Raw genomic sequence first — 23030 nt, forward strand, 5'->3', positions numbered from 1 at the left:
TGGCAAAAAATAGCCTATGCAGATGTGATGCAAAATATCCTACTATCCCCGAGAAAAATATTCTGCGCCCTCGTACGCTCGCCAAAGCTGCAGATAAGCCACCTGCCGAGCAACGTGAAAGAAGTCAGATCCAAGAAAATAAAGGACCGTCACCCCGACCCACCACCAGAACAGAAACTCAGGCGTCGTCACACTCTCAAACGGCAGCGGAGTTGCCGAAAACACCATCGCCAACACAATCAACGCGATCTTCACGATTCCCATCACCAGATTGATCTCCACTAGCTTCGACTTCAGCGGCCCCAACCGAAACGCCGCTGCCAAACTTTCCCTTACACCCAACCCCTTCCACATCGCCATCAACGGCGCCACCGACAACCCCCAGCTCACCACCGCCCACAGCGTAAACAACCCTAACGTCGCCACAATCACCAACGAAAAATATCCCACAAGATTCGGCTCGCCACCCGCCGCAATGGGTCCAGTCACCGTCCACTCCGCCACCCGCTCCATACACCAGAACCAAACTGCGAAGCTCCCCAGCAGCGCCAACACCCTCACCGCCTGCAAGACAATCAGTGTCCCAACACGCGAATGCAGCCGTTCATCGGCGCGCCGCAACACCACCGTTCGACCCACCGCCGACACCACCACCCAGGCCACCACCAGCAACGGCGCCAGCCACAACACCACACTCAACACCTGCGGCACCAGTAGCGCCAACGCCTTCGCCAACGTCTGCGCCGATCCCAACGGATCCACTACCGTCATGCCCTTCAACGCCGCATAGTCCAACGGCGTAGCCTGCAAGATCTTCAGCCCTTCATGCCGCAGCAACAACATAGCCGGCACCCCATAAAGCCACCGCCAAAGCACCTCGAGCGCCGTCAGCGAAGGCCGCCGCCAGCACTCCGAAAGCGTATGCACAAACGACTGCGTCCCCCGAACCGTCCCAGCCGCAACCACCACCCCATCCTGCGGAATCTGCTCCACTACTTCACCACAAGATTCACAAGCTTACCCGGCACCACGATCACCTTCACCACGGTCTTCCCTTCAATCCGAGCCTTTACCTTCTCATCGGCAAGAGCCGCAGCCTTCACCGCAGCCTCATCGCTGCCCGCAGGAACCTTCACCACAGTCACCAGCTTCCCATTCACCTGCACCGGAATCTCAACCTCCTCATCCCGCGCAAGCTCCTCATTCACCGCCGGCCACTGCGTGCGGAACACCACTCCCTCGCCGCCAAGCTCCTCCCACATCTCCGCCGCAAAGAACGGCGCAAACGGAGCCAGCAACAAAATCAAACTACGAAACACCTCAGCCACGGCACCAGGAGAGATCTCCCCCGCGTCCATCGCCGCTTCATTCGCAGTAATCTCGTTCACCAGAATCATGATCGAAGAGATCGAAGTATTGAAATGCCAGCGCCCATCGAAGTCATGCGTAACCTTCGCAATTGTCTGATGCAACCGCCGCAACAACGCCTGATCCTTCGGCGCAGTCATACTTCCTTTCGCACGAGCAACACCCGAAAACTTCGTCGTCAGCCGATACACTTTACTCAAAAACCGAGAGATCCCCGCAACACCCTCTTCCTGCCACTCCAGATCACGATCCGGCGGAGCCGCAAACAGCGCATACATCCGAGTCGCATCCGCGCCATACCGCAAAATCATGTCGTCAGGCGAAACCACATTACCCTTCGACTTCGACATCTTCGCGCCGTCTTTGATCACCATCCCCTGCGTAAACAAACGAGCAGCAGGCTCATCGTTCTTAACCAAACCAAGATCCCGCATCACCTTCGTCCAGAACCGCGAGTAGATCAGATGCAGAATCGCATGCTCGACTCCGCCGATGTACTGATCAATCGGAAACCAATAGTTCGCCTTATCCGAATCAAACGGCGCAGCCGAATTCTTCGCATCCGCATAGCGGTAGAAATACCAGCTCGAATCGACGAACGTATCCATCGTATCCGTCTCCCTGCGCGCCACACCGCCACACTTCGGACACTTCGCATTTACAAACTCCGGAATCCGCCCCAAAGGTGATCCATTCGTCTGCGTAATATCCACCTGCTCCGGCAACAAGATCGGCAACTCGCTCTCGGCCACCGGCAGCGGCTCCTCCGGCGAGCACTTATCGCAATACACCATCGGAATCGGCGTACCCCAGTATCTCTGCCGGCTCACTCCCCAGTCCTTCAAACGATACGTAACCGTAGGAGTGCCAAATCCGTTCACCTTCGCAAACGCAGCCATCTTCTCCTGCGCCTCAAGGCAGTTCTCCCCGGTCCACTCGCCTGAATCGATCAACACCGCCTCATCCTCACCGGTATAAGGCAACGCCAGATCAGTTGTATCGACATTAGGAGCAATCACCCGCCGCAGCGGCAGCCCATACTTCTGCGCAAACTCAAAGTCCCTCTCATCATGAGCCGGCACGCTCATAATCGCACCAGTTCCATAGTCCGCCAGAATGTAATTCGCCACCCAGATCGGTACCCGCTCGCCATTGAACGGATTCACCGCGAACCGCCCGGTAAACACTCCGTGCTTCTCTATTGCACCCAGCGCGTCAGACTCGCGAGCTACCTTCTGCTGCTCCAGCAACTCTTCAATCTGAACTCGCAGCGCGTCATCCTCCAGCGCAAACGCCTTCGATACCGCGTGCTCCGGCGCAAGCTGCACCGACGTCGCCCCAAAGATCGTATCCACACGCGTCGTAAACACCGTGATCTTCGCATCGCCATCCGCGACAGCAAAATCTACATGCGCCCCCTCGCTCCGCCCGATCCAGTTCCGTTGCATCGTCCGGACCTTCTCCGGCCAACCCTCCAGCTTTTCGAGCCCATCCAGCAGTTCATCCGCATACTTCGTGATCCGCAAGAACCACTGCGTCAGATCGCGCAGCTCAACAACCGTATCCTCATGCCGCCAGCAGCGTCCGCCAATCACCTGCTCATTCGCCAGCACCGTGCAACACTCCGGACACCAGTTCACCTTGCTCTTCTTCCGATACGCGAGCCCCTTCTCGAACATCTTCAAAAAGAACCACTGGTTCCACCTGTAGTAATCCGGCAAACAAGTCGTCACCTCGGTGGACCAGTCGTAGCCATACCCCATCCGCTGCATCTGCTTCCGCATCGCAGCAATGTTCGAAAGCGTCCACTCCCGCGGCGGCACTCCATTCTTCAGCGCAGCATTCTCCGCCGGCAATCCAAACGCATCCCAACCCATCGGGTGCAGCACGTTATACCCGCGCATCCACATATGCCGCGCCAGGGCATCGCCAATCGCATAGTTCCGCACGTGTCCGATATGCAGCGCGCCGCTCGGATACGGGAGCATCTCCAGGCAGTAGTACTTCGGCTTCCCCGAATCATGTGCGTCCGCCGCATAGAGCGTCTTATCCGCGTCCCACACGGCCTGCCACTTCGGCTCGATCTCAGCCGGGCTATAGCGCTGCGGCTGGTTCGGCTCCGCAGCAGTAGAACTCTCAACAATGTTCGCGGTTTCACCGCCGATTTCGCTCGTTCGTGTCTCTGGCATACTACTTTTATTGTAACCGTCCCGCCCAAACCAACGTCTCGCACACCATTGGCCCACCCTTCTACTCACCAGCCCGCTGCCTACCAGGCAACAAGGCGCGCAACCCTTCCCGACAGCGATTTGTCTTGGTATCTTTTCCGCATATACCCGATAATCCAGACATGCCTCCGGCCCATCCCGCGCAGCCCGTCTCTTCTGGCGACCCAGAGAATCCCGGCGGTTTTCAGCACATTCCGGCACTCGACGGCATTCGAGGACTCGCCATCCTCATGGTCCTCTTCTTCCACCTCTTCGCGTCCAACACAGAGACGGGCTCGAAGCTCTTTGATCTTCTTAATCAGTTCCGCGCGTCCTGCTATCTCGGCGTCAATCTCTTCTTCGTTCTTTCCGGTTTCCTCATCACTGGCATCCTGCTCGACACGCGCACTCGCCCCCACTTCTTCAAAACCTTCTACGCCCGTCGCGCCCTTCGCATCTTCCCGCTCTATTACGGCGTTCTCATTGTGCTGTTTCTTCTCACCCGCCCTCTTCACTTACTCTGGTCCGGTTGGCCGATCTACTATCTCACCTACACCGCCAACCTAGCCCTATGGAACGTTGGCCCTCTCAATCTCCAACCCTTCAACATCAACCACTTCTGGTCACTACACGTCGAGGAGCAGTTTTACCTCCTCTGGCCCTTCCTGGTCTTTCGCATCAAACGCCTTCAGACTCTCATCAACGTCTCCCTGGTCACATGCGGAGTAATCCTCATAGTCCGCATCGTCCTTGTCGCCATGCGGCCGCATCTGCACAACATCTACCTGCCGTACTCGCCCACCTTCTCCTGCGCAGACAATCTCCTCTTCGGCTGCTGCCTCTGCGCTCTTCTCCGCACCTCCGCCCGTCAGCGTGTCCTCGCGCTCGCTCCCCGCGTCCTTGCAATCTGCACGGCAATCCTCGTCGTTGCCAGCCTCCACTATCACGGCCTTATCTGGGAGACCACCTTCTTCGTACCGACCTTCGGCTTCACCCTCGCCGCAATCCTCTTCGCGTCACTCATCGCCATGGCTCTGCGTCCCGGCTCAAACACCCAGCGTCTCTTCGCCACCCCCACCCTCGGCTTCTTCGGCAAATACAGCTACGGCATCTACGTCTTTCATTACTCCATCGAAACCATGCTCAACGGTCCAACCCGTCTCTTTGTCACCAACCATCTTCACTCCAAAGCCCTCGGAGTTCTTGCGGGGGCCTGCGTAGTTATGGCCGCGACCATCCCGGTAGCGTTCGTTAGCTATCACCTCTACGAATCCCGCTTCCTGAACCTCAAGCGCTACTTCAGCTACAGCAAAAAAGAAACATCCACCCCCCTCCAGGCGACCTAGTCAATCGCGATTCCCCGGCGAGCCCTTGCATCGCAGCTGCCAAATCCCTATAAAGGCTTGACCAGCAACCTGAGTGTCGGCACGCTCCACTCCGAAACCAGGTCCAGGCTTCCATCGAATCGAGTGTGCGACATGAACAAGAGACAGTTCCTCAAAGGCTCCGGCTCAATCCTGACCGCCACCATGCTCTCCCGCTTCGTCTCAGCCTCCGAGCAAGATGCCGCCGCCCACCAAACCGCACCACGAACCAACTGGGCCGGCAATCTCACCTTCCACACCGACACCCTCTATCAGCCCAAAACCGTCGAGGAAGTCCAACATATCGTCAAAAGTTGCGACAAACTCCGTGCCCTCGGCCGCGGTCACTCCTTCAACGCCATCGCGGACAGCACCCACGCGCAAATCTCCCTCAAACAACTCGACTCCATCGACATCGACGCCAAGGCCCGCACCGCTACCGTCGGCGCAGGTGTCACCTACGGCAAGCTGGCCCCCATCATCGACGCAAAGGGCTTCGCCGTCCCCAACCTCGCCTCACTCCCACACGTCTCCGTCATCGGAGCCTGCGCCACCGCCACCCACGGCTCCGGCAGCAACAACGGCAACCTCGCCACCATCGTCTCTGGCCTCGAGATCGTCACTGCCGATGGCACCCTCCACACTCTCTCCCGCGCCAAAGACGGAGACCAGTTCCTCGGCCAGGTCGTCAACCTCGGCGGCCTCGGCGTAGTCACCAAAACCACCCTCGACCTCCAACCCACGTTTCAAGTCGCGCAGGTCGTCTACGAAAACCTGTCCTTCTCGCAACTCGAAAAACATCTCGATGAGATTTATCTCAGCGGCTACAGCGTCAGCCTCTTCACCACCTGGCAAAATCACCGCGCCAATCAGGTGTGGGTCAAACGCCGCCTCGATCCAGGCGCCACCTCAGTCAAGTTCGCTCCAGAATTCTTCGGCGCACCCCAAGCCACGCAGAAACTCCACCCCGTCCCAGGCCACGCCGCCGAGAGCTGCACCGAGCAACTCGGCGTCCCCGGCCCCTGGTACGAACGCCTTCCCCACTTCAAGCTCAACTTCATCCCCAGCAGCGGCGCCGAAATCCAGACCGAATACTTCGTCCCCCGCGAGCACGCCTACGAGGCCATCCTCGCCATCGAACAACTCCGCGACCGCATCACCCCGCACCTCTTCATCACCGAGCTCCGCGCCATCGCAGCCGATAACCTCTGGCTCAGCATGGCTTACCAACGCCCGTCACTCGCCATCCACTTCACTTGGAAGCCCGAGTGGGACGCCGTCCAGCAGATCCTCCCCCTCATCGAAGAAAAACTCGCTCCCTTCAACCCCCGCCCCCACTGGGCCAAAGTCTTCACCCTCCCACCCGCAAAAATTCAACAGCAATATCCCAAAATGCCCGAGTACCAAGCCCTACTCAATCACTACGACCCAAAAGGAAAGTTTCGCAATCAGTTCATAGATACCTACATCTTCAGCGCCTGACCCATTTCAAAGTCTCGAGGAACCAACAAACGGGCCTCAGAAGCTTAGCGTCTATAATTCGTCCTGATTCTCAGGAGTCAACCATGCGAGCAGTTCTCCTGTCTTCCGCGCGCCGTCCACTCTTCCTCACCCTTGGGCTTCTCGCTCTTAGCGCTCCACTCAGATCGCAGACCGCGCCGCCACCCACCGTCAAAACTTACGATGGCGGAACAAGGCAGACTCTCGAGAGCATCTTCATTCCACCCATGGCGCACGCCCCGTTCAGCCTCACCCTCGAAACCGAGTGGTCGCGGCCCATGGGAGGTGGCGGCACCTACACCCTCGTCAACAAACGGCGAATCATGCGCGACAGCACAGGGCGCATCTATCAGGAACGTTGGCTGCTCGTCCCAAAGAATGGAAAAATGGAGTCTGTCATGGACTTCATCCAAATCTCAAACCCAGCCGACCACACTCTCTACAACTGCCAGATCGACATAAAGCGCTGCTTCCTGATCCCCTACAGCGGATCGGTAACCAGCACCTATCAGCCTGCAGTCCATCCCTCAGGCGCACTCGCAGACAACGCAGGCTACCAACAGCACGAAGATCTCGGCCACAACAACCTCTCCGGCATCGACGCCATCGGCTATCGCGAAGTCACCACTCTCAATCCGGGCGTCTACGGAAACGATCAGCCGATGATCACCACCAGAGAGTTCTGGTACTCGCCCCAGCTCGGCATCAACGTTCTCTCCAAGCTCGACTCCCCTCAATCCGGCAAACAAATCTTCACCGCGCGAGAAATCTCAACCACCGAGCCCGAAGCTCACTTCTTCGCTTTACCCGAAGGCTTCACCGTTCAGGATCAACGCCAACCCGCCCCTGACCCACCGCAACACTAACCCGCAGCCAACGTCCGCAACACCCCAACATTCCTCGCCTCATCCCCCGGAGCATCTACCGGCGTCTCCGCAATAAACGCCGCATGCGCAAACCGCTTATCACGCAGCAGATGCCTCGACACCAATATCTTCAGCTCGTAAAGGTTCCGGGGACACTACAAGGTCGTTACGAAACTCGTCTCAGCAATCATTCACGGTTCGGTCGACCATCCGCGTCATGGCCTGAGACCTCTGCTACGAACACCTCACTTCACAGAGGCGCAGAGTTTTTTTGACTTCCAGCTGTCTACCAGTGTGGTTGGTGGCTTCGATGCATCGTGGAGGACGAGCATCAGGCCACGCCGAGCCTCTGTTCCGATTGCGGTCAGTTCCATCGGCACCCCTTCAGGAACAACGATGTCGACTCCGCTCTTTCCTATCCGCGTACCCTCCGGAGTCTCCAGACATGTCTCTCCACTATCGGTATAAAAGGCCTCAATTCCTGAATGGAGGTGCGTCTTGCTAACCATCCCCGGCTGTAAGGTCGCCTCCATAAACTGCGCCGAGTAGGACCGCCCAGCCTCAAGAACCAGAGGTCCTATCTGTGTCACGCGTCTGGCTGAGGAGTTGAGCTCGGGCTTGTCACCGACCGTGAGGAGCCACACCTTTCCCAACGAAGCGGCGACGGTTCCGTCCGATCCTTTCGCCTGCTGTGCGAGTTCTCTTGTCGGGAATACATCAATCGTCCAAAAGACGGATCGACTGGAAGTCGCTACAGGCTGACTGCCAAGAATCCAGCATCCGGTTTCCCCGGTCTTTTGGCTCAATGGTTTACAGCTCACGAGGCCTTGCGGTTGCTGTGCATACATTGCACTGCCAAGACACATGAGCAGCGAAAGACTAGCAGAAGTACTACGAATGGAGGAAAGAACGAACGTTCTATTGATAGTAGGCATCGCTAGCTCCTCGAATTCAGCATATAAGGGATGGTCAAACGAGTTTCATAACACCCTCACTAACCCGCAGCCAGCGTCCGCAACACCCCAACATTCCTCGCCTCGTCCCCCGGAGCATCTACCGGCGTCTCCGCAATAAACGCCGCATGCGCAAACCGCTCATCATGCAGCAGCCGCCGAAACACCTCCGCGCCAATCGTCCCCTCACCAATGTGCTCATGCCGATCCAGCTTCGAACCCATCGCCGCCTTCGCATCATTGCAGTGCCACACCTTCACATCGTCGAACCCAACCGTATCCCGCACCAGCAACATCGTCTCCGTATACCCATCCGGCGACACCATGTCATATCCCGACACATGTACATGGCAAGTATCCAGACACACCCCCACCGGCGCACAAGCCTTCAGTCGCTCCACCAGCTCCGCCACCTGCTCCAGCTTTCCCCCCAGCGAAAACTCCGCCCCCGCCGTATTCTCAATCAAAATCCTGAAGTCCTTCCCCTGCCACGCCACGCCATCAATCGCCTTCTCAATTGACTCCGCCGCCAGCTGCAAACCCTCCTCCCGCGTCAACCCCTTCCAACTTCCCGGATGCAGCACCAGATACTCCGCCCCCAACGCCAGCGCCCGCTCCACCTCCCCGCGAAACGCCGCCACGCCATTCACGCGAACACTCTCCGTCTGACTGCAAAGATTAATCAGATAGCTCGCATGAATCGCTACCGGGCCCACATCATGCTTCGCCCGTAGCTCCCGCATCTTCTTCGCGTCTTCCGGCTTCACCGCCGCAGCTCGCCACTGTCGCGGACTCGAAGAAAAAATCTGAAACGTATTCGCCCCCGCCGCCACGGCCCGCTCCACCGCGGTCCACGTTCCCCCCGCCGTCCCCACATGCACGCCAATCCGCTTCTTCCCCGTCTTTGCGATCACTGAACTCTTCATCCCTCAAGGCTACCCCACCCGCAGCTTAAAGCGCGCCTCCATCACGCCCAAATGCTATGCTGACCCCGGCCATCATTCCGTGCAAAGAGGACGCCCCAATGCCCGCTCCGCAAAGTCTTAAAAACCACACTCGCTACCATCCGCCCTTTCACTTCGTCATCATTCCTCTGCTCCTGCTCAATCTCATCTTCTCCATCTACATCACCGTCCATAACTGGCCTGGCTACCAGCACACTCATCTCTGGAACATCGTCATGGCTATCGTCTTCCTCCTGATGGCCGGCAACGCCCGCGAGTCAGCTATGAAAGCCCAGGACCGCGTCATCCGCCTCGAAGAGCGCCTCCGTCTCCACGCGCTGCTCCCCGAAGCCGACCGCGCGCACATCAACGAGCTCACCACCCGACAGCTCATCGCCCTTCGCTTCGCCTCCGACGACGAACTCCCCGCACTTGCCCACCAGGCCCTCACCAAAAATATGGAGCCAAAGGCAATCAAGCAGGCCATCGTCAACTGGCGCGGCGACCACCACCGCATCTAGCCTTCGCCCAAAGAAAGAGGCGGCCACAATCTGGCCGCCTCTCACAATCACCTATCTTCGAAGCTCAGTATCCTACCGCAAACGAAGCCCGTTCATGCGCCGGCTTCTCAATCTCGTCAACCAAAGCAATCGCATAATCCGCAAAAGAGATCTTGCTCTCCCCCTTCGCATCCGAAATCAGCTCTTTCGTCCCCAGCCGAAACTTTCCCGTCCGCTCTCCCGGCGCGAAATACGCCCCTGGGCTTAGATACGTCCAGTTGATATCAGACTTCCGCAACACCGCCAGCGCGTTCTCATGCGCAGTCGCAATCGGCAGATACTCCGCCGGAAGATGTCCCGACTTGATCAGCGTCACTCCGGGCGCAACCTCCAGCAACCCTGCACCGCCAACCACCAGCAGCCGTTTCGCACCCGCCTTCTTCACTGCGGCAATCTCTCGCTCCGTCACACCAACAATCGCCTCTGTCGTATCCATAGGAGGAGCGTATGCGCTCACCACAGCGTCAGCACCCGTAACAATCGCAGCGATCGAGGTCACATCCGAAAGATCATCCGCCTTCGCGGTCACTCCCTGTTCTGCCTTGATCGAATCCACCTTACGCGCCACCGCAGTCACTTTATGCCCTCGCCGAAGCAGCTCCTTCACAATCTCCTTACCCGAATTTCCTGTCGCTCCATACACCACAACGTTCATCGCCATCTCCTGAGACGCTAAATCAAATTCACTCCAAAACTGAGATGCGGCCCGACACCTGGCTGGACCGCATACCCGAAAATATCTTCAAGCCGCCACAAATTGTGAACGAATCGTCTCGAAATGCGGCTGCAGGAACGTCGCACGATCCGTCTTGCCCTGCATCAATACAGCCGCTCCACCAGCCGACACGAAGGTCGTATCCGTCACACCCAGAAAACCAAACACGTTACGCAGATAAGGCTCCACGTGATTGAACGAGGCCATCACGGTCCCGGCATCATACACACCACCTGAGGCAATCAGGAACGTAGCTTTCTTCCCAATCAGCAAGCCCTTAGGCCCTCCCTCTCCATAAGAAAACGTCTCGCCGACCCGCGCAATCTGATCAATCCAGAGCTTGAGAACCGCAGGCACACTGAAGTTGTGCATCGGCACACCAAAAACATACTCATCGGCAGCTCTCAACTCAGCAAGCAGAGTGTCCGAGAGCGCAAGCGCCTCTTTCTGCTCCGCACTACGCGCATCCTTCGGCGTATACGCCGCGCCAACCCACGCAGCATCGATCGTCTTCAAATTGCTGCCGGCAAGGTCACGTGTGATCACCTTCCCGGTTGGGTTCGCCTTCTTCCAGTTCTCAACATATTCACTGGTCAAACCGCGCGAAACTGAGGTCTCAAGAAATGGGCTCGAATTCACAACTAGTAATGTGGGCATGGCAAAATCTCCTATACAACATCTGACGTCTAAACAACTGTTGTCGATTCATAAAAACACGACAGATGTCGTTTAGGCAAATAATGTCGCCAAGATTTAGTAAACTGTTATCAGTCCAATGTCTGCGTCCACCGCAAAACCCGCCCAAGGGATTACCGATGAGGACATCGCTGAAGCCGCTAGCCGGGCCAGCCACCTGGCCTCAGCGTCTGCAACGCCGGCCGAAATCCCCGAATTGATGCCGGAGAGATCAGTCGACCCCCGCATCCTGCGAACCCGAAAGCTCCTGCAGCAGGCCCTAGTCAAGCTCATGGAAAAGAAGGAGTTTGACGCTATCTCCGTTCAGGACATAGCCGAACAAGCGACCATCAACCGCGCTACCTTCTACGACCACTACACGGATAAGTTCGCGCTGCTCGAGTGCACCGTCGGCTCCCGCTTCATGGAGCTGTTGGCCGAACGAGGAGTCACCTTCAATGGCTCCTGCAGCTCAGCCCTCAAGGCCTTCATCCTCGGCGTCTGCGACTTCATCGCCTCCGCGCAACTCCCCAGTTGCGAGCGGCCAGGGCAGCTGGAACCCCACATGGAGTCGGCTATCATCGCGGTCGTCCGCCGCATGCTCCTCGATGGCCTCGAAAAACACCCCTCCAACCAGCCCCTCTCCCCCCAGATGATCGCGACCACCGCAAGCTGGGCAATCTACGGCGCCGCCAGAGAGTGGGCCCAAACCCCCAACCGCCCCCCATCCATCGACATCGTCGAGACGATCCTCACCCTCGTCTCCCCGCTCCTCGCCCTCGCCGAAACCACACCGCACGCCCCATCTCAGCCTGCCCCATCTGACCGTTAAGGGAGGAGGCCGCCAGAAAGTGGGCCCTGTTCAATTAGTAACAAGAATAGTTACCAATACAGAAAGTCACATCCCCCCGCAATAACCGCTCGTCCAGTAAGCTTCTACTTCGAACTGGATCCACCACCGTGACCGCTGCTCCCCGAGGATCCGCCGCTCGCCGACGACGTAGCACCCAGGCTATGAGAAGACGCCGAAGACGCCGATGACGCCGAAGATCCCCCATACGATCCCGCTCGCGATGCCGGAGCATACGATGTATTCCCACTCTGAATCGGCGCTCCCGCCCGCAATGTAACCGGCCCGGTGTTCCCACTGTGACTCGACCCCATGAACCCCGCAGAAGGCGCGGCAGCATAGACTGGCATATTTGCCGATCCGTGTTGCTCCACATGGGACGAAATCTTGTTCAAGCTTCCCAGCGACCCCCTCGGCACGCCCAACCCCGCCGAGTTCTTCTGGAACACAAAGTTTCCCGGCTTATCTTCCTTGGAGAAGACCATTGGTGTATTGTTCGCAAGCACCAGCGAACCCGTGCCCACCGTCGGCGCCTGCGGTGAAGCAGCACGCAAGGGGGCGTGCACCCCAGTTCCAACCCGCCCCGCTGCCCCGCCACCGACGATCCCAACATTGTTCAATCCATTAAACGCGCCGCCCGGCTGCCAGCCCCACCCATACCCCGGGAAAAACGACCACGTGCCCGAGTGATACGGCAGCCAGCCCCACGGATACGGCGACACCCACGAGTAACCCGCGCCCGGATACTGCGCCCACACCCCATTGCAGTACGGATTCCATCCTGCGCCCACCAGATACGGCTGCCAGAAAGATCCAAACGCTCCGCCATTGATAAAGTTCCCGTAGTAGTTCAGGTCGCTCAAGCCATACGTGGCACCTCCGGCGACCATCGCATTCGCCTGCGAGTAGCGCGCATGATAGTCGTTCGCCTCCTTATCCCACGCATCGTACGGCTCTTCCTCAATCTTCTTCGTAACAGCCACCTGCTCTCCACCCAGCGTCAGCGACTCCTTCTTCGTCAACAGCGTCGTCTCCGAGCCGTGCTTCACCTCCACATTTCCGTTGAAGACCGACACCACCGTCTTCCCAGCCTCCACCGTCATTCTCATATGCGTCGACGGCGAAACCGTCATCGTCTCATCCCCCGCCCGAACCACGAACTCATTCCCCTTCGTGCTCTGCAGGTTCACATAAACCATTCCCCGCACTACCTCTATCGTCGAGGCTTTGGCTCCCGAGCTGCGCAACGCCAGCAGCGGAAACTCCACCAGCGAGTTCGGCGCCACGCGCAGGGTACTGTTATCCTCAAACTCCACCTCAGCGTACCCATCGGCGGTCCGAAGCCTCTCGCCTTGGATGATCGGCATATTCGGCATCGTCTGTTCAAAGCCATTCCCCGTCTTCCGATCGAGCGAAAGCGTTCCCTTCACATCGCTCAGCCGCACAATCCTTACGTGCGAATCGCCCGGCCGCGCCCCATTGTCCACAGGCACGCTGGCTGCTGACACATCAGCCGTCTGCGTACCAGCTGCCGGGACATGAGCCGCGGGCACATCAGCCGCCGTCGCATCAGCCGTCGTCACGTGCGCAGTCAATGCAGAATCCCGATCTAAAGGATTACTTTGCTCCCCGGCCGCTCCACTCTGTGCTCCCGCGGCCACAACTCCCGCCACCGAAAACGCCAACGCCAGAAACACTCCGTATCCGAACCCGATCTTCATCACCGGCCTCCCAAGAACCAGAGCAGTTGCAACCTTCAGGTGCGGGAAGTATACGTCCGCGACGATTGCTGTGGCTTCACCAAAACACAAATAGTTCTGGTCTTTTTTCGTGTCGATACCCGAAAAGAGAATCGGCAGAACAACACGCTTCCCCGCCTCGACAGACCCGTCGCGTGGCTAAATCATCAAAGAAAGGCGGTTGCGGCCGAATCTAGGCTGAAGCCGAAAGTTGTCCTACCGGACAGTGACCGTGGTCGCTACGTCCACGTTTCCCCGAATCGCATTCGAATAAGGGCAAACTAGATGCGCACGGTGTACGAAATCCTCTCCCGTCGCCTGGTCAACTCCGGCCAGGGTCACAGCGAGGGACGCCGACAGAACAAAGTTCCCCTCTCCGTTGCGGCTGATGCCAATCTCTGCCACGACCTCGACCTGATCGTCGGTGAAATGATGCCTGGCCTCTCGACTCACTCGCAACAAAGCGTTCTCAAAGCAAGCTGCGTATCCTGCTGCAAACAACTGTTCAGGATTCGTGGCACCTCCGCTCCCACCCAGAGCCTTTGGCAGCGCCAGGCTGAGGTTCAGAAGCCCATCGTCACTCCGGATCGATCCATGACGGCCTCCTTTTGCAGTAACTTTCGTGGAATACAGTGGCCCCATATATTTTTCCTCCTTTGAATATCCGTGCCGTACCAGCGTACGTCAGGGAGCCTCAAAGGTTCGAGTCAGTCGATCCGCTGACTGGCACCGTGCTCCATCTTGCAAACAAAGCAACTCCACGGCCGACTAGCCAAAAAGAAGAGCCGTCCCGAAGGACGGCTCAAAACAAGATGCATTGTTCTCGTTTTTTACGAACGAAGGGAGCGACGACGTGCGACGCCTGCTGCACTAAGCAGACCCGTCCCGAACAGAACGAGGGTTGAAGGCTCCGGGGTAGCAGCTACGGGAGTCAATGAGAAAGTACCTACGCCGAAGCCGCTGCCGCTGACGATCTCGCTGTAGTTGTTGCCGGGAGTGATGTCGGTGGAGCCGGGTGCGTACGCGCTCCAGACGTTGACCTCTGTGCCATTGGCGGTCTCAAAGCCGAGGCCGTCGGTATCAAGGAAGGTGCTGTTGGGGAACAGGAGATTGTCGCTGAATTCGAACTTGACCAAGCCGGTGATGGCGCTGTCGTCAAAGGTTCCGGTGATGGAATTGATCACCCACTCATCGCCAGTGGACTGAGTTGCTGTGAGAGTTCCACTGCCGGTTCCAGGGAAACCACCGAGCGATGCCGCAGGACCGGTGAGGCTCCAGTCGAAGGTATCTGCATGGGCAGCGAGAGTAGTGAGAGTGAGGGCGGCAGGAAGGGCTAGCAAACAGGCAAAACGTCCAAGCTTCATCGGAACTCCGGTACTGCAGGGATGGGTAAGACGACCTGCAGTACCGCAGTTGAGTCACCGAAATGAAAGTGTTGCGATTGTCCGGTTTTCGCGGTTCGCTTTCCCTTTTCCACAGAGCATGTTGCAGGACTCTGCCTAACGAGTCGGCAAGGATGTCCCATGTTTATTTCAAGCCGGTAAATTCATGATGCTGCAACACTTAGTGAACTTCTCCTGAGCCGAGACGAAGAACAGGTTCGCGCTGCTCTTGGCACATGCAATATGCGATGCGCTTAATCGTGAGTGGCGTCGTGGTCGAGCAGGAATTGATTGACCACCGACGCATACTTATCGGGTTCTTCGTAGTACGGCAGATGCCCGCTTTTTTCGAACCAGACGAGTTGCGCTCCGGGGATGCTGTGGGCCACTGTCCAGGAGATGTCGGGTGTCACGTTCAGATCGAACCGGCCCTGGATCACAAGCGTTGGGAAGTGGTAGTGCGCCATCTGCGAACTAAGGTCGACGTTGGCAAACGCTTTCGAGACAGCTTCGCCAGTGGCCGGGGCAAAGCCAAGGTCAGGAGCATTCGCGAGGTATCGGTCGCAAAGCTCTTGGGAGTAGAAGATCATGCGGAAGTGGGCCCGCAGATCGAGATCAGCGGCCTCCGCGTCGGAGTTCGCGTGGCCATGTAGTTTGTCGATCTGTTCTTTTGTTTTGGCGATGACGTCGGGGAAAACCTCTTCCAGCCGCGGATGGAGCTTGGAAAAGCCTGGTGCAGCGGAGTCCGACAGGATCAGTGTGTGGACGTGCTCCGGATGTGCGGCCGCGTAAGCGGAGGCGAGCAGGCCTCCATAGGAATCGCCAATGAAGTCTACCTTCTCCACATGCAGCGAGGCGCGAACGGCCTCCAAGTCGTTAACCTGGGCCTCCATTGTCTGTGTGGCGCCCGGGCGCAGGTGCTGGGAGCCACCCGTGCCGCGCTGATCGTAGAAGATCACCTGCCTGTGCTCCGCAATGCGCCGCGTCCAGACATCATTCTGGATCATGTACACATGCGAGAGACCGGGGCCGCCGTTGACCGCGATGATCGGCGTGGTGGTGGACGGCTTGCCGTAAGTGAAGGTGGCAAGATCCACATCCGGTGTATGAACCAGACCGGTGTGGGGCTGCGGAACTTGGGCGTAGGCCGCCGCCGTTACGAGAAGGAGAACACCGCGAAGGAGTGAATGCATGGCATGTTGAGTATAGAGTCCTGGCCTTCCCAAACTTGTAGAACCGCTGTGGGTGGCCGTGGCAGATGCGATTGTTACTATAGCGTTCCGATCCAGCTTAAAGGTCACTCCGGTGGCGAGACAGTGATTGTTTTAGAAGTGATCAGTGGGATCAGGCTTTCTTGCATCATAGGAGTTCGTACGCTAAAAGACATCGCCAGCAGAGGAACAGGTCGAAGACCCCAATAGCGAAGAATTGCCATCAATCCTGTCGGATTCGTTCGTTTCGAAAACGATAAAGTTGTCTATCCCGTCCCCATATCGGAGGAACAAACGTGCGAAATCATAAAGAAAAATTCTCAACCTTCCGCCTGTTCCAGAAACTCCCGACCATATTAGCCGGATGTTTCGCGACCTTAGGATTATCTGGATGCCTGGTGGCCGGATACTCAAGCGGCGGGGGCTGGTTCGTTTGGCCGGGGAGTCTAGGGTTAATCGTGATCGTTCTACTGATAGTCTTTTTGCTAAGGCGTCGGTAGTGATTTGGAGCTCACTTCAATCGATCAAAGATCAAATCAGAAATTCCAACATTCGACATTGCCGCCCATGAATCGAATCAGCCGGCTCTTCGGCGTGCTCTCGCTGTTGACGATCAGCATGTCGGCGCAAGATCTAAATATAAATCCCACAAGACCAACGATCGCCAACAGTGCAGCCATCCAGAGCAAAGGTGTCGCGCAGGCGGAGGTAGGCTACGATGCCTATCCCCAAAACCCGCCAGGCAATCAGCAGACGTTCGATACGTTGTTCACTTATTCTCTGCTGCCTAGACTCAGATTGGATTTCGACTGGTCTGCGTTCAATCATCAACAGCAAGACGGAAGCATCACCAATGGAGTCGGAACGATCGAGATCGGCGGGAAGGTCGAGGCGAAGAAGGAACAGTACCATAGGGCAGCGCCGGGGATCGCATTTCAATATGAGGCCGAGTTTCCCACTGCCTCGGCAACCCCGCTTCAAGGCTACGGTCAACAAGCGATTCTGCTCCTCAATCATCACTATGGAAAGAACGGGGATGTGGATGTCATCGTAAACGGCTCGATAGTACAGTCTGATTGCCAAACGACTACAGGGTGTCGGTACGGCGGACAACAGTCATTCGCTCTCAGTTATCACCTTCAGAAGGACACGCGTCTCTATGCCGAGGTTTTTGGTCAAAACACTTCACAGTCCAACACCCCACCAGGCACCTATGTTTTTAGTGGCTTCTATCACCAGTTTGGCGAGGCCTTCGGCATTAATGGGGGACTGCGCTTCGGCGTCAGTGATCACTCGTCTACGATCGGTACGACAGTCGGGCTGGTCTTCGGCAAGCGCCTTCAAAAGGACGCGTCAGCCAGGCAATAGATGGCCGTTGATGCTTCACGACAGGTGCTCATAATGGCAGGACCAACAAATCGACACGAACCTCGCTGGCCCGCGCTCTCGGCTTTGTTTGCCGTGGGAGGCTTACGGTTAGCTATCCCCAGCTTTCTCTCTTTTGGCCCCGACTGGCTTCTTCTCATTGTGGTTAGCTTTTTGATGATTCCGACCGTCCTCGCAAGACGCGGCGGAAATCTAAAGCTCAATCAACTATTCGGTTATGCCTTGAATGTGGTGGTTACTGCTGACATGGCCTGGTCATTGGGCTTATTAATCGCGGCCTTGCCGACCCACAAGCTTCCTCCTCAAGTCCTCTTACGTTCGGCGGCGGCGTTATGGGTCACCAACATTCTTGTCTTTGCGTCCTGGTATTGGCGCTTGGACGCCGGTGGGCCAAACCAGAGGGATTTACGCGAGAGTCATACCGATGGGGCCTTCTTGTTTCCGCAGATGACTCTTAGTTCTGAGACACGAACGGAGATGGGCGAGCAGTACTGGCGACCAGGATTTGTGGACTACCTATTCATCGCCTTCAACACGAGTACTGCATTTTCGCCTACAGACTGCCCAGTATTGTCTCGATGGGCGAAAGTGCTGATGATGATCCAATCTCTTATCTCTTTCACCACTGTCGCTCTGCTGGCGGCTAGAGCGGTGAACATACTTTAGTCGACGGCTAATCACCGCTGGCCTCGGCAGCGCTAACCTCAGGTCGAGAAATCCATCGTCACTCCGAATCGATCCATGACGGCCGCCGTTTGCTGTGACTTTTGTGGAATACAGTGGCGCCATACGTTCTGCCTCCTTTGAATCTTCGGCCGTACCACCATACTTCCCAAATCTCGAAGCCACATCCTATGCAAAGCAGATACGATATTTGCATACGGCCCGTCACTGTTCGTCCCTATTTCTAAGGAGAATCCCATGCTAGCGAGAGCCAGCCTGTTGAGCCTGTGTGTGTTGTTCACCGCATCCGATGCCACCGCACAGGAGATGCCGAAGAGCCAACCGCCCATCTGGGCTAGCAAGCCCGATATCTCCGCCTTCGAAGCGACCGAAAACGCGCACCTCGCGTCCGCGCAAGCCGCCATCGACAAGCTCCTCGCCGTCAAAGGTCCCCGAACAGTCGAGAACACGCTGGCTCCCTACGACAATGCTGTATCCCATATCGACTCCGCTTCCAATCTCTCTGGCATCATGCAGCAGGTCCACCCGGAGACAGCCTTTCGCGACTCCGCTACCGCGATGACCACCAAAGTCTCGAGCGCCCAGACCGCGTTATCCCTGAACCGCGATGTCTACCACGCTCTCTCCTCCATCGATCTCGCCAACGCCGACGCGGCTACAAAGTACTACGTCCAGCGGCAGCTCCTCGAGTTCCGCCTTGCCGGTGTCGACAAAGACGATGTCACTCGCGCTCAGCTCAGGAAACTTCAGGACGAACTGACTGACGCGCAGTCCCACTTCGGTCGCAACATCGCCGACGGCCAGATCGTTGTCGACTTCGACAGCGCCGCCGCCCTCGATGGCCTGCCCGCAGATTACATCACTAGCCACAAGTCCGGGCCGGACGGAAAGATCCACATCACCACGAGTTACCCCGACATCTTCCCAATTCTTGACTACGCCACAAACCGCGAAACAGTCCGCAAGATGTGGGTGGCCTACTCCAGTCGTGCCTACCCCAAGAACCGTGACGTGCTGCTTGCCATGATGAAAACCCGTTATCAAATAGCGACCATCAACGGTTACAAATCATGGCCCGACTACGACACCGCCGACCGCATGATCGCCACAGGCCCAAACATCGCCGCCTTCATCGACCAAGTCGACGCCGCCCTCCGCCCCACCGCACAGCGCGAGTACGCCCTCCTCCTCGCGGAAAAGAAAAAGACCGAACCCAACGCCACCGAACTCTACTCCTTCGAGTCCTTCCATCTCCGTGAACTCGTTCGTCGCTCGCAGTACAACTTCGACTCCCAAAGCGTCCGTCCCTATCTCCCCTATGCCGAGGTCAATCAAGGCGTCTTCAACACCGCCGCCGCACTCTTCCACGTCTCCTTCAAACAGGAGGCCGACGCCCCAGCCTGGGCCCCCGGCGTCGAAACTTGGGACGTCATCGATAACGGTAAAGCTATCGGACGCATGTATCTCGACATGCATCCCCGCAAGGGCAAGTACAGCCACAACGAGATGGCCCCAATCCTCGACGGTATCCGCGGTAAACAACTCCCCGAGGCCGCCCTGGTCTGCAACTTCCCCGCTCCCACGCCCGACGACCCCGGCCTTATGGACATCAACGACGCCACCACCTTCTTCCACGAGTTTGGCCACATGATGCACCACATCCTCGGCGGCAACCAGCAATGGGCCGGCGTCAGCGGCATCTCCATGGAGCGCGACTTCATCGAAGCCCCTTCCCAGATGCTCGAAGAGTGGATGCACAGCCCTCAGGTCCTCGCCACCTTCGCCAAACACTACAAGACCGGGGAACCCATCCCCGCCGAACTCGTCAAACGCATGAACCGCGCCAACGCCTTCGGCCGCGCCAGCGCCGCTCAGCTACAGCTGATGTATTCTGCAATCTCCTACGACATGTACAAGGGCAATCCCGACACCATTGATCCGGACCATGTCATCCTTCCCGATAACGACCGCTACACCCTCTACAAGATCATCCCCACAGACGCACACTTCTATTGCTCCTTCGACCACCTATCCGGCTACTCCTCCGCCTACTACACCTACGTCTGGGACAAGGTCATCGCCGAGGATTTCTTCCAACAGTTCGATCAGAACAACCTGCTGGCAGGTCCTACTCCGATGCGCTATCGCAGCGTAGTGCTTGAGCCCGGCGGCTCCATGTCCGCCAACGACCTGGTCAAAAACTTTCTGGGTCGCCCGCAGAATATGGACGCCTTCAAAAAGTGGGCCTCGCAGGAGTTCAACGAGACACCGTAACCACCAAACATCCTTGAGCACTCCGATAGAAAATCCTGTCAAGCCCCAAACCAGCAAATCCCCGCGCCAGACAAGGGGATTCGCGTGGCGCATTACCCCCACCTAATCCGATATACTTAGAACAGCAAGAAAACTGCAAGGGGAACAGTCTCCTTGCAGTTTTTCATTTAAGCCTCAACGGGTAGCAAGGAGCATCAAAAGCCAAATCTAAGCTATTTATTTTCAATATTTTACAAGCAACCCATTTGTAATGAATATTTTACAGACACACCCCCACCGCAAACCGATCAAAACAAATAACATAGCTGCAAATACCCCTAAGGGGGAGGGGGAGGGGTCCAGAATTGGAAACATAACAGTCATCGCCAAAAACGAAGAACAACAATGCGCCACAAAAGAACCACAAGCCACCACAGAAACACCACAAGATGCACCCACCGCACCGCATCGTTCACTCGCAATTTGACCAAAGGCCCCTGCATTTCCGGCCAATGCGTTTTACCATAGAGGCATGACCGAAGTGGCAGATCAAGAACAGCAATCGACCGGACACGCGTCCAAATACACCCGCAATAGCCCCTTCCGCTCCACCGTGACCTACAACCGCCTCCTCACCGGCGAAGGCTCGGAGAAGGAGACCCGCCACGTAGAGCTCTCCATCGAAGAGGGCATGACCTACACCCCCGGCGACGCCGTCGGAATCATCCCCGAAAACCGCGCCATCGCCGTAGCAGAGGTCCTCGAAGCCCTCCATTTCACCGGCCGCGAGCGGGTCTTCGACCACTACAAGGTCGAAATCAGCCTCGAAGAGGCCCTCCGCACCCGTCTCGGCATCGGCAAGCTCGCCCGCGGCTCCGTAGGCCAGTACGCTAAGCTCGCCCCCACCATCGAAGGCCTCAAAAACCTCGTCGGCCCCGAAAACAAGGCTCGGGCCGAGGAGTACTGCTGGGGACGCGAGTTCGTAGACCTCGCCACCGACTTCCCCAAGGTCATCACCGACCCACAGCAGCTCTTCAACGTCCTCCAGCGCCTCACCCCGCGCATGTACTCCATCGCCTCCAGCCAGGCCATGCACAAGGACACCGTCCAGACCACGGTCCGCGTCATCCGCTACGAGTCCCATGGCCGCGACCGCCAGGGCGTAGCCAGCGGCCACCTCGGCGACCGCGCCGGCGAAGGCACCACCATGCCCATCTTCCTCCACTCCAACAACAGCTTCCGCCTCCCTGAAGACACCACCAAACCGGTCATCATGATTGGCCCCGGCACCGGCATCGCCCCCTTCCGCGCCTTCCTCGAGGAGCGCCAGGCCACCGGCCAAAAAGGCGACAACTGGCTCTTCTTCGGCGAACAACGCGAAGCCATGGACTTCCTCTACAAAGACCAGTTCCAGACCATGCACAAGGACGGCATCCTCACCAACCTGGACACCGCCTTCTCCCGCGACCAGTCCCGCAAAGTCTACGTTCAGGACCGCATGCAGGAACGCAGCAAAGAGCTCTACGAGTGGCTCGAGCGCGGAGCCTACTTCTACGTCTGCGGCGACGCCACCCGCATGGCCAAGGACGTAGAGACCGCCCTCCTCGACGTCATCGCCCGCGGTTCGAACGGAACCCTCGACCATGCAGCCGAGTATCTGGCAGCCATGAAGAAACAAAAGCGCTACCAACGCGACGTCTACTAGAACCCAGGGCGGCGCAGCGATCGTTCATCCGCACGCAGGGGCCGCCCGAAATTGAGTTCCGGCTCATCGAAAGAGAGTAGCTTGTGGCCCGCCCGAAAAGTACCGACAAACGAAGAGCGATCCTGTCCGCCGCAACGCGGATATTTGCGGAGCGCGGATTGAGCGCCCCTACCTCCGCGATCTCGATCCTCGCCGGCGTAGCTGAAGGAACGCTCTTCACCTACTTTGCAAACAAGGTCGAGCTTCTCAATGTTCTCTATCGAGAGATCAAACTGGAACTCGCCGATGCGATGATGACCGGCTTCCCCCGAAACAAAAGCATCCGCATCAAACTCCACCACATTTGGAACTGCTACACAACCTGGGGAGTCGCCCACCCTGAGCAACGCAAAGTACTCTCACAACTTCAACTATCTGACAGCCTCACCCCGGAGTCCAAAGAGGCGGGGTCGGCCCCATTCGTCGGAATCGAAGCGATGGGTCATGACGCAGTCAAACAACGCGTCCTTCAAGACATCCCCCAAGAGTTCCTCTCTGCAACGATGGAAGCGTCAGCACAAACAACCATGGCATTCATGGCTGCCCACCCGGCCTCCGCAGAGAAATTTCAAACCCTCGGATTCGAGATGTTCTGGAGAGCCATCTCAAAAAAATAAGCTGTCCGTGAC

Annotated in this window: 21 protein-coding genes; 10 read left to right on the forward strand and 11 right to left on the reverse strand. The window is 57.5% G+C overall.

What is annotated here, in order from left to right:
- Nucleotides 1-42 precede the first annotated feature (42 nt).
- Complete coding sequence (locus HDF14_RS00075) at nt 43-993, reverse strand: hypothetical protein (protein ID WP_313899450.1); 951 nt, start codon at nt 991-993, stop codon at nt 43-45.
- Nucleotides 993-3557 carry a leucine--tRNA ligase gene (gene leuS, locus HDF14_RS00080; RefSeq protein ID WP_183972370.1) on the reverse strand — a complete coding sequence of 855 codons (2565 nt, stop codon included), beginning with the start codon at nt 3555-3557 and terminating at the stop codon, nt 993-995. The genes HDF14_RS00075 and leuS overlap by 1 nt, the downstream gene beginning before the upstream one ends.
- Before the next feature lie 161 nt (nt 3558-3718).
- Between leuS and HDF14_RS00085 the strand changes: the two genes are divergently transcribed.
- From HDF14_RS00085 to HDF14_RS00095, 3 genes are all read left to right on the forward strand, one after another.
- Complete coding sequence (locus HDF14_RS00085; protein WP_183972372.1) at nt 3719-4921, forward strand: acyltransferase family protein; 1203 nt, start codon at nt 3719-3721, stop codon at nt 4919-4921.
- Nucleotides 4922-5053: 132 nt separating this feature from the next.
- Nucleotides 5054-6421 (forward strand): FAD-binding protein, encoded by a 1368-nt coding sequence (locus HDF14_RS00090; protein WP_183972374.1) that lies wholly within the window; start codon nt 5054-5056, stop codon nt 6419-6421.
- An 83-nt stretch (nt 6422-6504) separates the two neighbouring features.
- Nucleotides 6505-7305 carry a hypothetical protein gene (locus tag HDF14_RS00095; RefSeq protein WP_183972376.1) on the forward strand — a complete coding sequence of 267 codons (801 nt, stop codon included), beginning with the start codon at nt 6505-6507 and terminating at the stop codon, nt 7303-7305.
- On the opposite strand, the gene HDF14_RS00100 is transcribed toward HDF14_RS00095, so the two are convergent.
- The 3 genes from HDF14_RS00100 to HDF14_RS00110 all read right to left on the reverse strand — a co-directional run bounded on the left by HDF14_RS00100 (nt 7302) and on the right by HDF14_RS00110 (nt 9184).
- A complete protein-coding gene (locus tag HDF14_RS00100) occupies nt 7302-7427 on the reverse strand; it encodes a hypothetical protein (RefSeq protein WP_313899451.1) in 126 nt (41 codons plus the stop codon). The two genes, HDF14_RS00095 and HDF14_RS00100, sit on opposite strands and share 4 nt — an antisense overlap.
- Before the next feature lie 123 nt (nt 7428-7550).
- Nucleotides 7551-8240, reverse strand: a complete 690-nt coding sequence (locus HDF14_RS00105; RefSeq protein ID WP_183972378.1) for a cupin domain-containing protein — start codon at nt 8238-8240, stop codon at nt 7551-7553.
- Nucleotides 8241-8299: 59 nt separating this feature from the next.
- Nucleotides 8300-9184, reverse strand: a complete 885-nt coding sequence (locus HDF14_RS00110) for a deoxyribonuclease IV (protein WP_183972380.1) — start codon at nt 9182-9184, stop codon at nt 8300-8302.
- A gap of 98 nt (nt 9185-9282) precedes the next feature.
- Here HDF14_RS00110 and HDF14_RS00115 point away from each other — a divergent pair, with 98 nt between their 5' ends.
- Nucleotides 9283-9723, forward strand: coding sequence for a DUF6526 family protein (locus HDF14_RS00115; RefSeq protein WP_183972382.1), 441 nt, complete (start codon nt 9283-9285; stop codon nt 9721-9723).
- A 64-nt stretch (nt 9724-9787) separates the two neighbouring features.
- Here the strand turns inward: HDF14_RS00115 and HDF14_RS00120 are convergent, their stop codons facing one another.
- Nucleotides 9788-10417, reverse strand: a complete 630-nt coding sequence (locus tag HDF14_RS00120) for an NAD(P)-dependent oxidoreductase (RefSeq protein WP_183972384.1) — start codon at nt 10415-10417, stop codon at nt 9788-9790.
- Nucleotides 10418-10504: 87 nt separating this feature from the next.
- The gene (locus HDF14_RS00125) at nt 10505-11134 is read right to left on the reverse strand and encodes an FMN-dependent NADH-azoreductase (RefSeq protein ID WP_183972386.1); all 630 of its coding nucleotides are present in this window, start codon (nt 11132-11134) and stop codon (nt 10505-10507) included.
- Nucleotides 11135-11252: 118 nt separating this feature from the next.
- Here HDF14_RS00125 and HDF14_RS00130 point away from each other — a divergent pair, with 118 nt between their 5' ends.
- The gene (locus HDF14_RS00130; RefSeq protein ID WP_260697920.1) at nt 11253-11984 is read left to right on the forward strand and encodes a TetR/AcrR family transcriptional regulator; all 732 of its coding nucleotides are present in this window, start codon (nt 11253-11255) and stop codon (nt 11982-11984) included.
- 104 nt (nt 11985-12088) lie between these two features.
- Here the strand turns inward: HDF14_RS00130 and HDF14_RS00135 are convergent, their stop codons facing one another.
- The 4 genes from HDF14_RS00135 to HDF14_RS00150 all read right to left on the reverse strand — a co-directional run bounded on the left by HDF14_RS00135 (nt 12089) and on the right by HDF14_RS00150 (nt 16316).
- Nucleotides 12089-13723: a FecR family protein gene (locus tag HDF14_RS00135; RefSeq protein ID WP_183972388.1), complete on the reverse strand. Its 1635-nt coding sequence runs from the start codon at nt 13721-13723 to the stop codon at nt 12089-12091.
- A gap of 234 nt (nt 13724-13957) precedes the next feature.
- Nucleotides 13958-14383 (reverse strand): organic hydroperoxide resistance protein, encoded by a 426-nt coding sequence (locus HDF14_RS00140; RefSeq protein WP_183972390.1) that lies wholly within the window; start codon nt 14381-14383, stop codon nt 13958-13960.
- Between the two features lie 188 nt (nt 14384-14571).
- Nucleotides 14572-15105 (reverse strand): PEP-CTERM sorting domain-containing protein, encoded by a 534-nt coding sequence (locus tag HDF14_RS00145; RefSeq protein ID WP_183972391.1) that lies wholly within the window; start codon nt 15103-15105, stop codon nt 14572-14574.
- Nucleotides 15106-15377: 272 nt separating this feature from the next.
- Complete coding sequence (locus HDF14_RS00150; RefSeq protein ID WP_183972393.1) at nt 15378-16316, reverse strand: alpha/beta fold hydrolase; 939 nt, start codon at nt 16314-16316, stop codon at nt 15378-15380.
- A 585-nt stretch (nt 16317-16901) separates the two neighbouring features.
- Between HDF14_RS00150 and HDF14_RS00155 the strand changes: the two genes are divergently transcribed.
- The 5 genes from HDF14_RS00155 to HDF14_RS00175 all read left to right on the forward strand — a co-directional run bounded on the left by HDF14_RS00155 (nt 16902) and on the right by HDF14_RS00175 (nt 23018).
- Nucleotides 16902-17702 carry a hypothetical protein gene (locus HDF14_RS00155; RefSeq protein WP_183972395.1) on the forward strand — a complete coding sequence of 267 codons (801 nt, stop codon included), beginning with the start codon at nt 16902-16904 and terminating at the stop codon, nt 17700-17702.
- A gap of 33 nt (nt 17703-17735) precedes the next feature.
- Nucleotides 17736-18386, forward strand: coding sequence for a hypothetical protein (locus tag HDF14_RS00160; RefSeq protein ID WP_183972397.1), 651 nt, complete (start codon nt 17736-17738; stop codon nt 18384-18386).
- A 255-nt stretch (nt 18387-18641) separates the two neighbouring features.
- A complete protein-coding gene (locus HDF14_RS00165; protein ID WP_183972398.1) occupies nt 18642-20678 on the forward strand; it encodes a M3 family metallopeptidase in 2037 nt (678 codons plus the stop codon).
- A gap of 511 nt (nt 20679-21189) precedes the next feature.
- A complete protein-coding gene (locus HDF14_RS00170; RefSeq protein WP_183972400.1) occupies nt 21190-22362 on the forward strand; it encodes a diflavin oxidoreductase in 1173 nt (390 codons plus the stop codon).
- An 83-nt stretch (nt 22363-22445) separates the two neighbouring features.
- Complete coding sequence (locus HDF14_RS00175) at nt 22446-23018, forward strand: TetR/AcrR family transcriptional regulator (protein ID WP_183972402.1); 573 nt, start codon at nt 22446-22448, stop codon at nt 23016-23018.
- The last annotated feature ends 12 nt before the right edge of the window (nt 23019-23030 follow it).

The sequence above is a fragment of the Tunturiibacter gelidiferens genome (genome assembly GCF_014201335.1).
GTDB lineage: Bacteria > Acidobacteriota > Terriglobia > Terriglobales > Acidobacteriaceae > Edaphobacter > Edaphobacter lichenicola_E.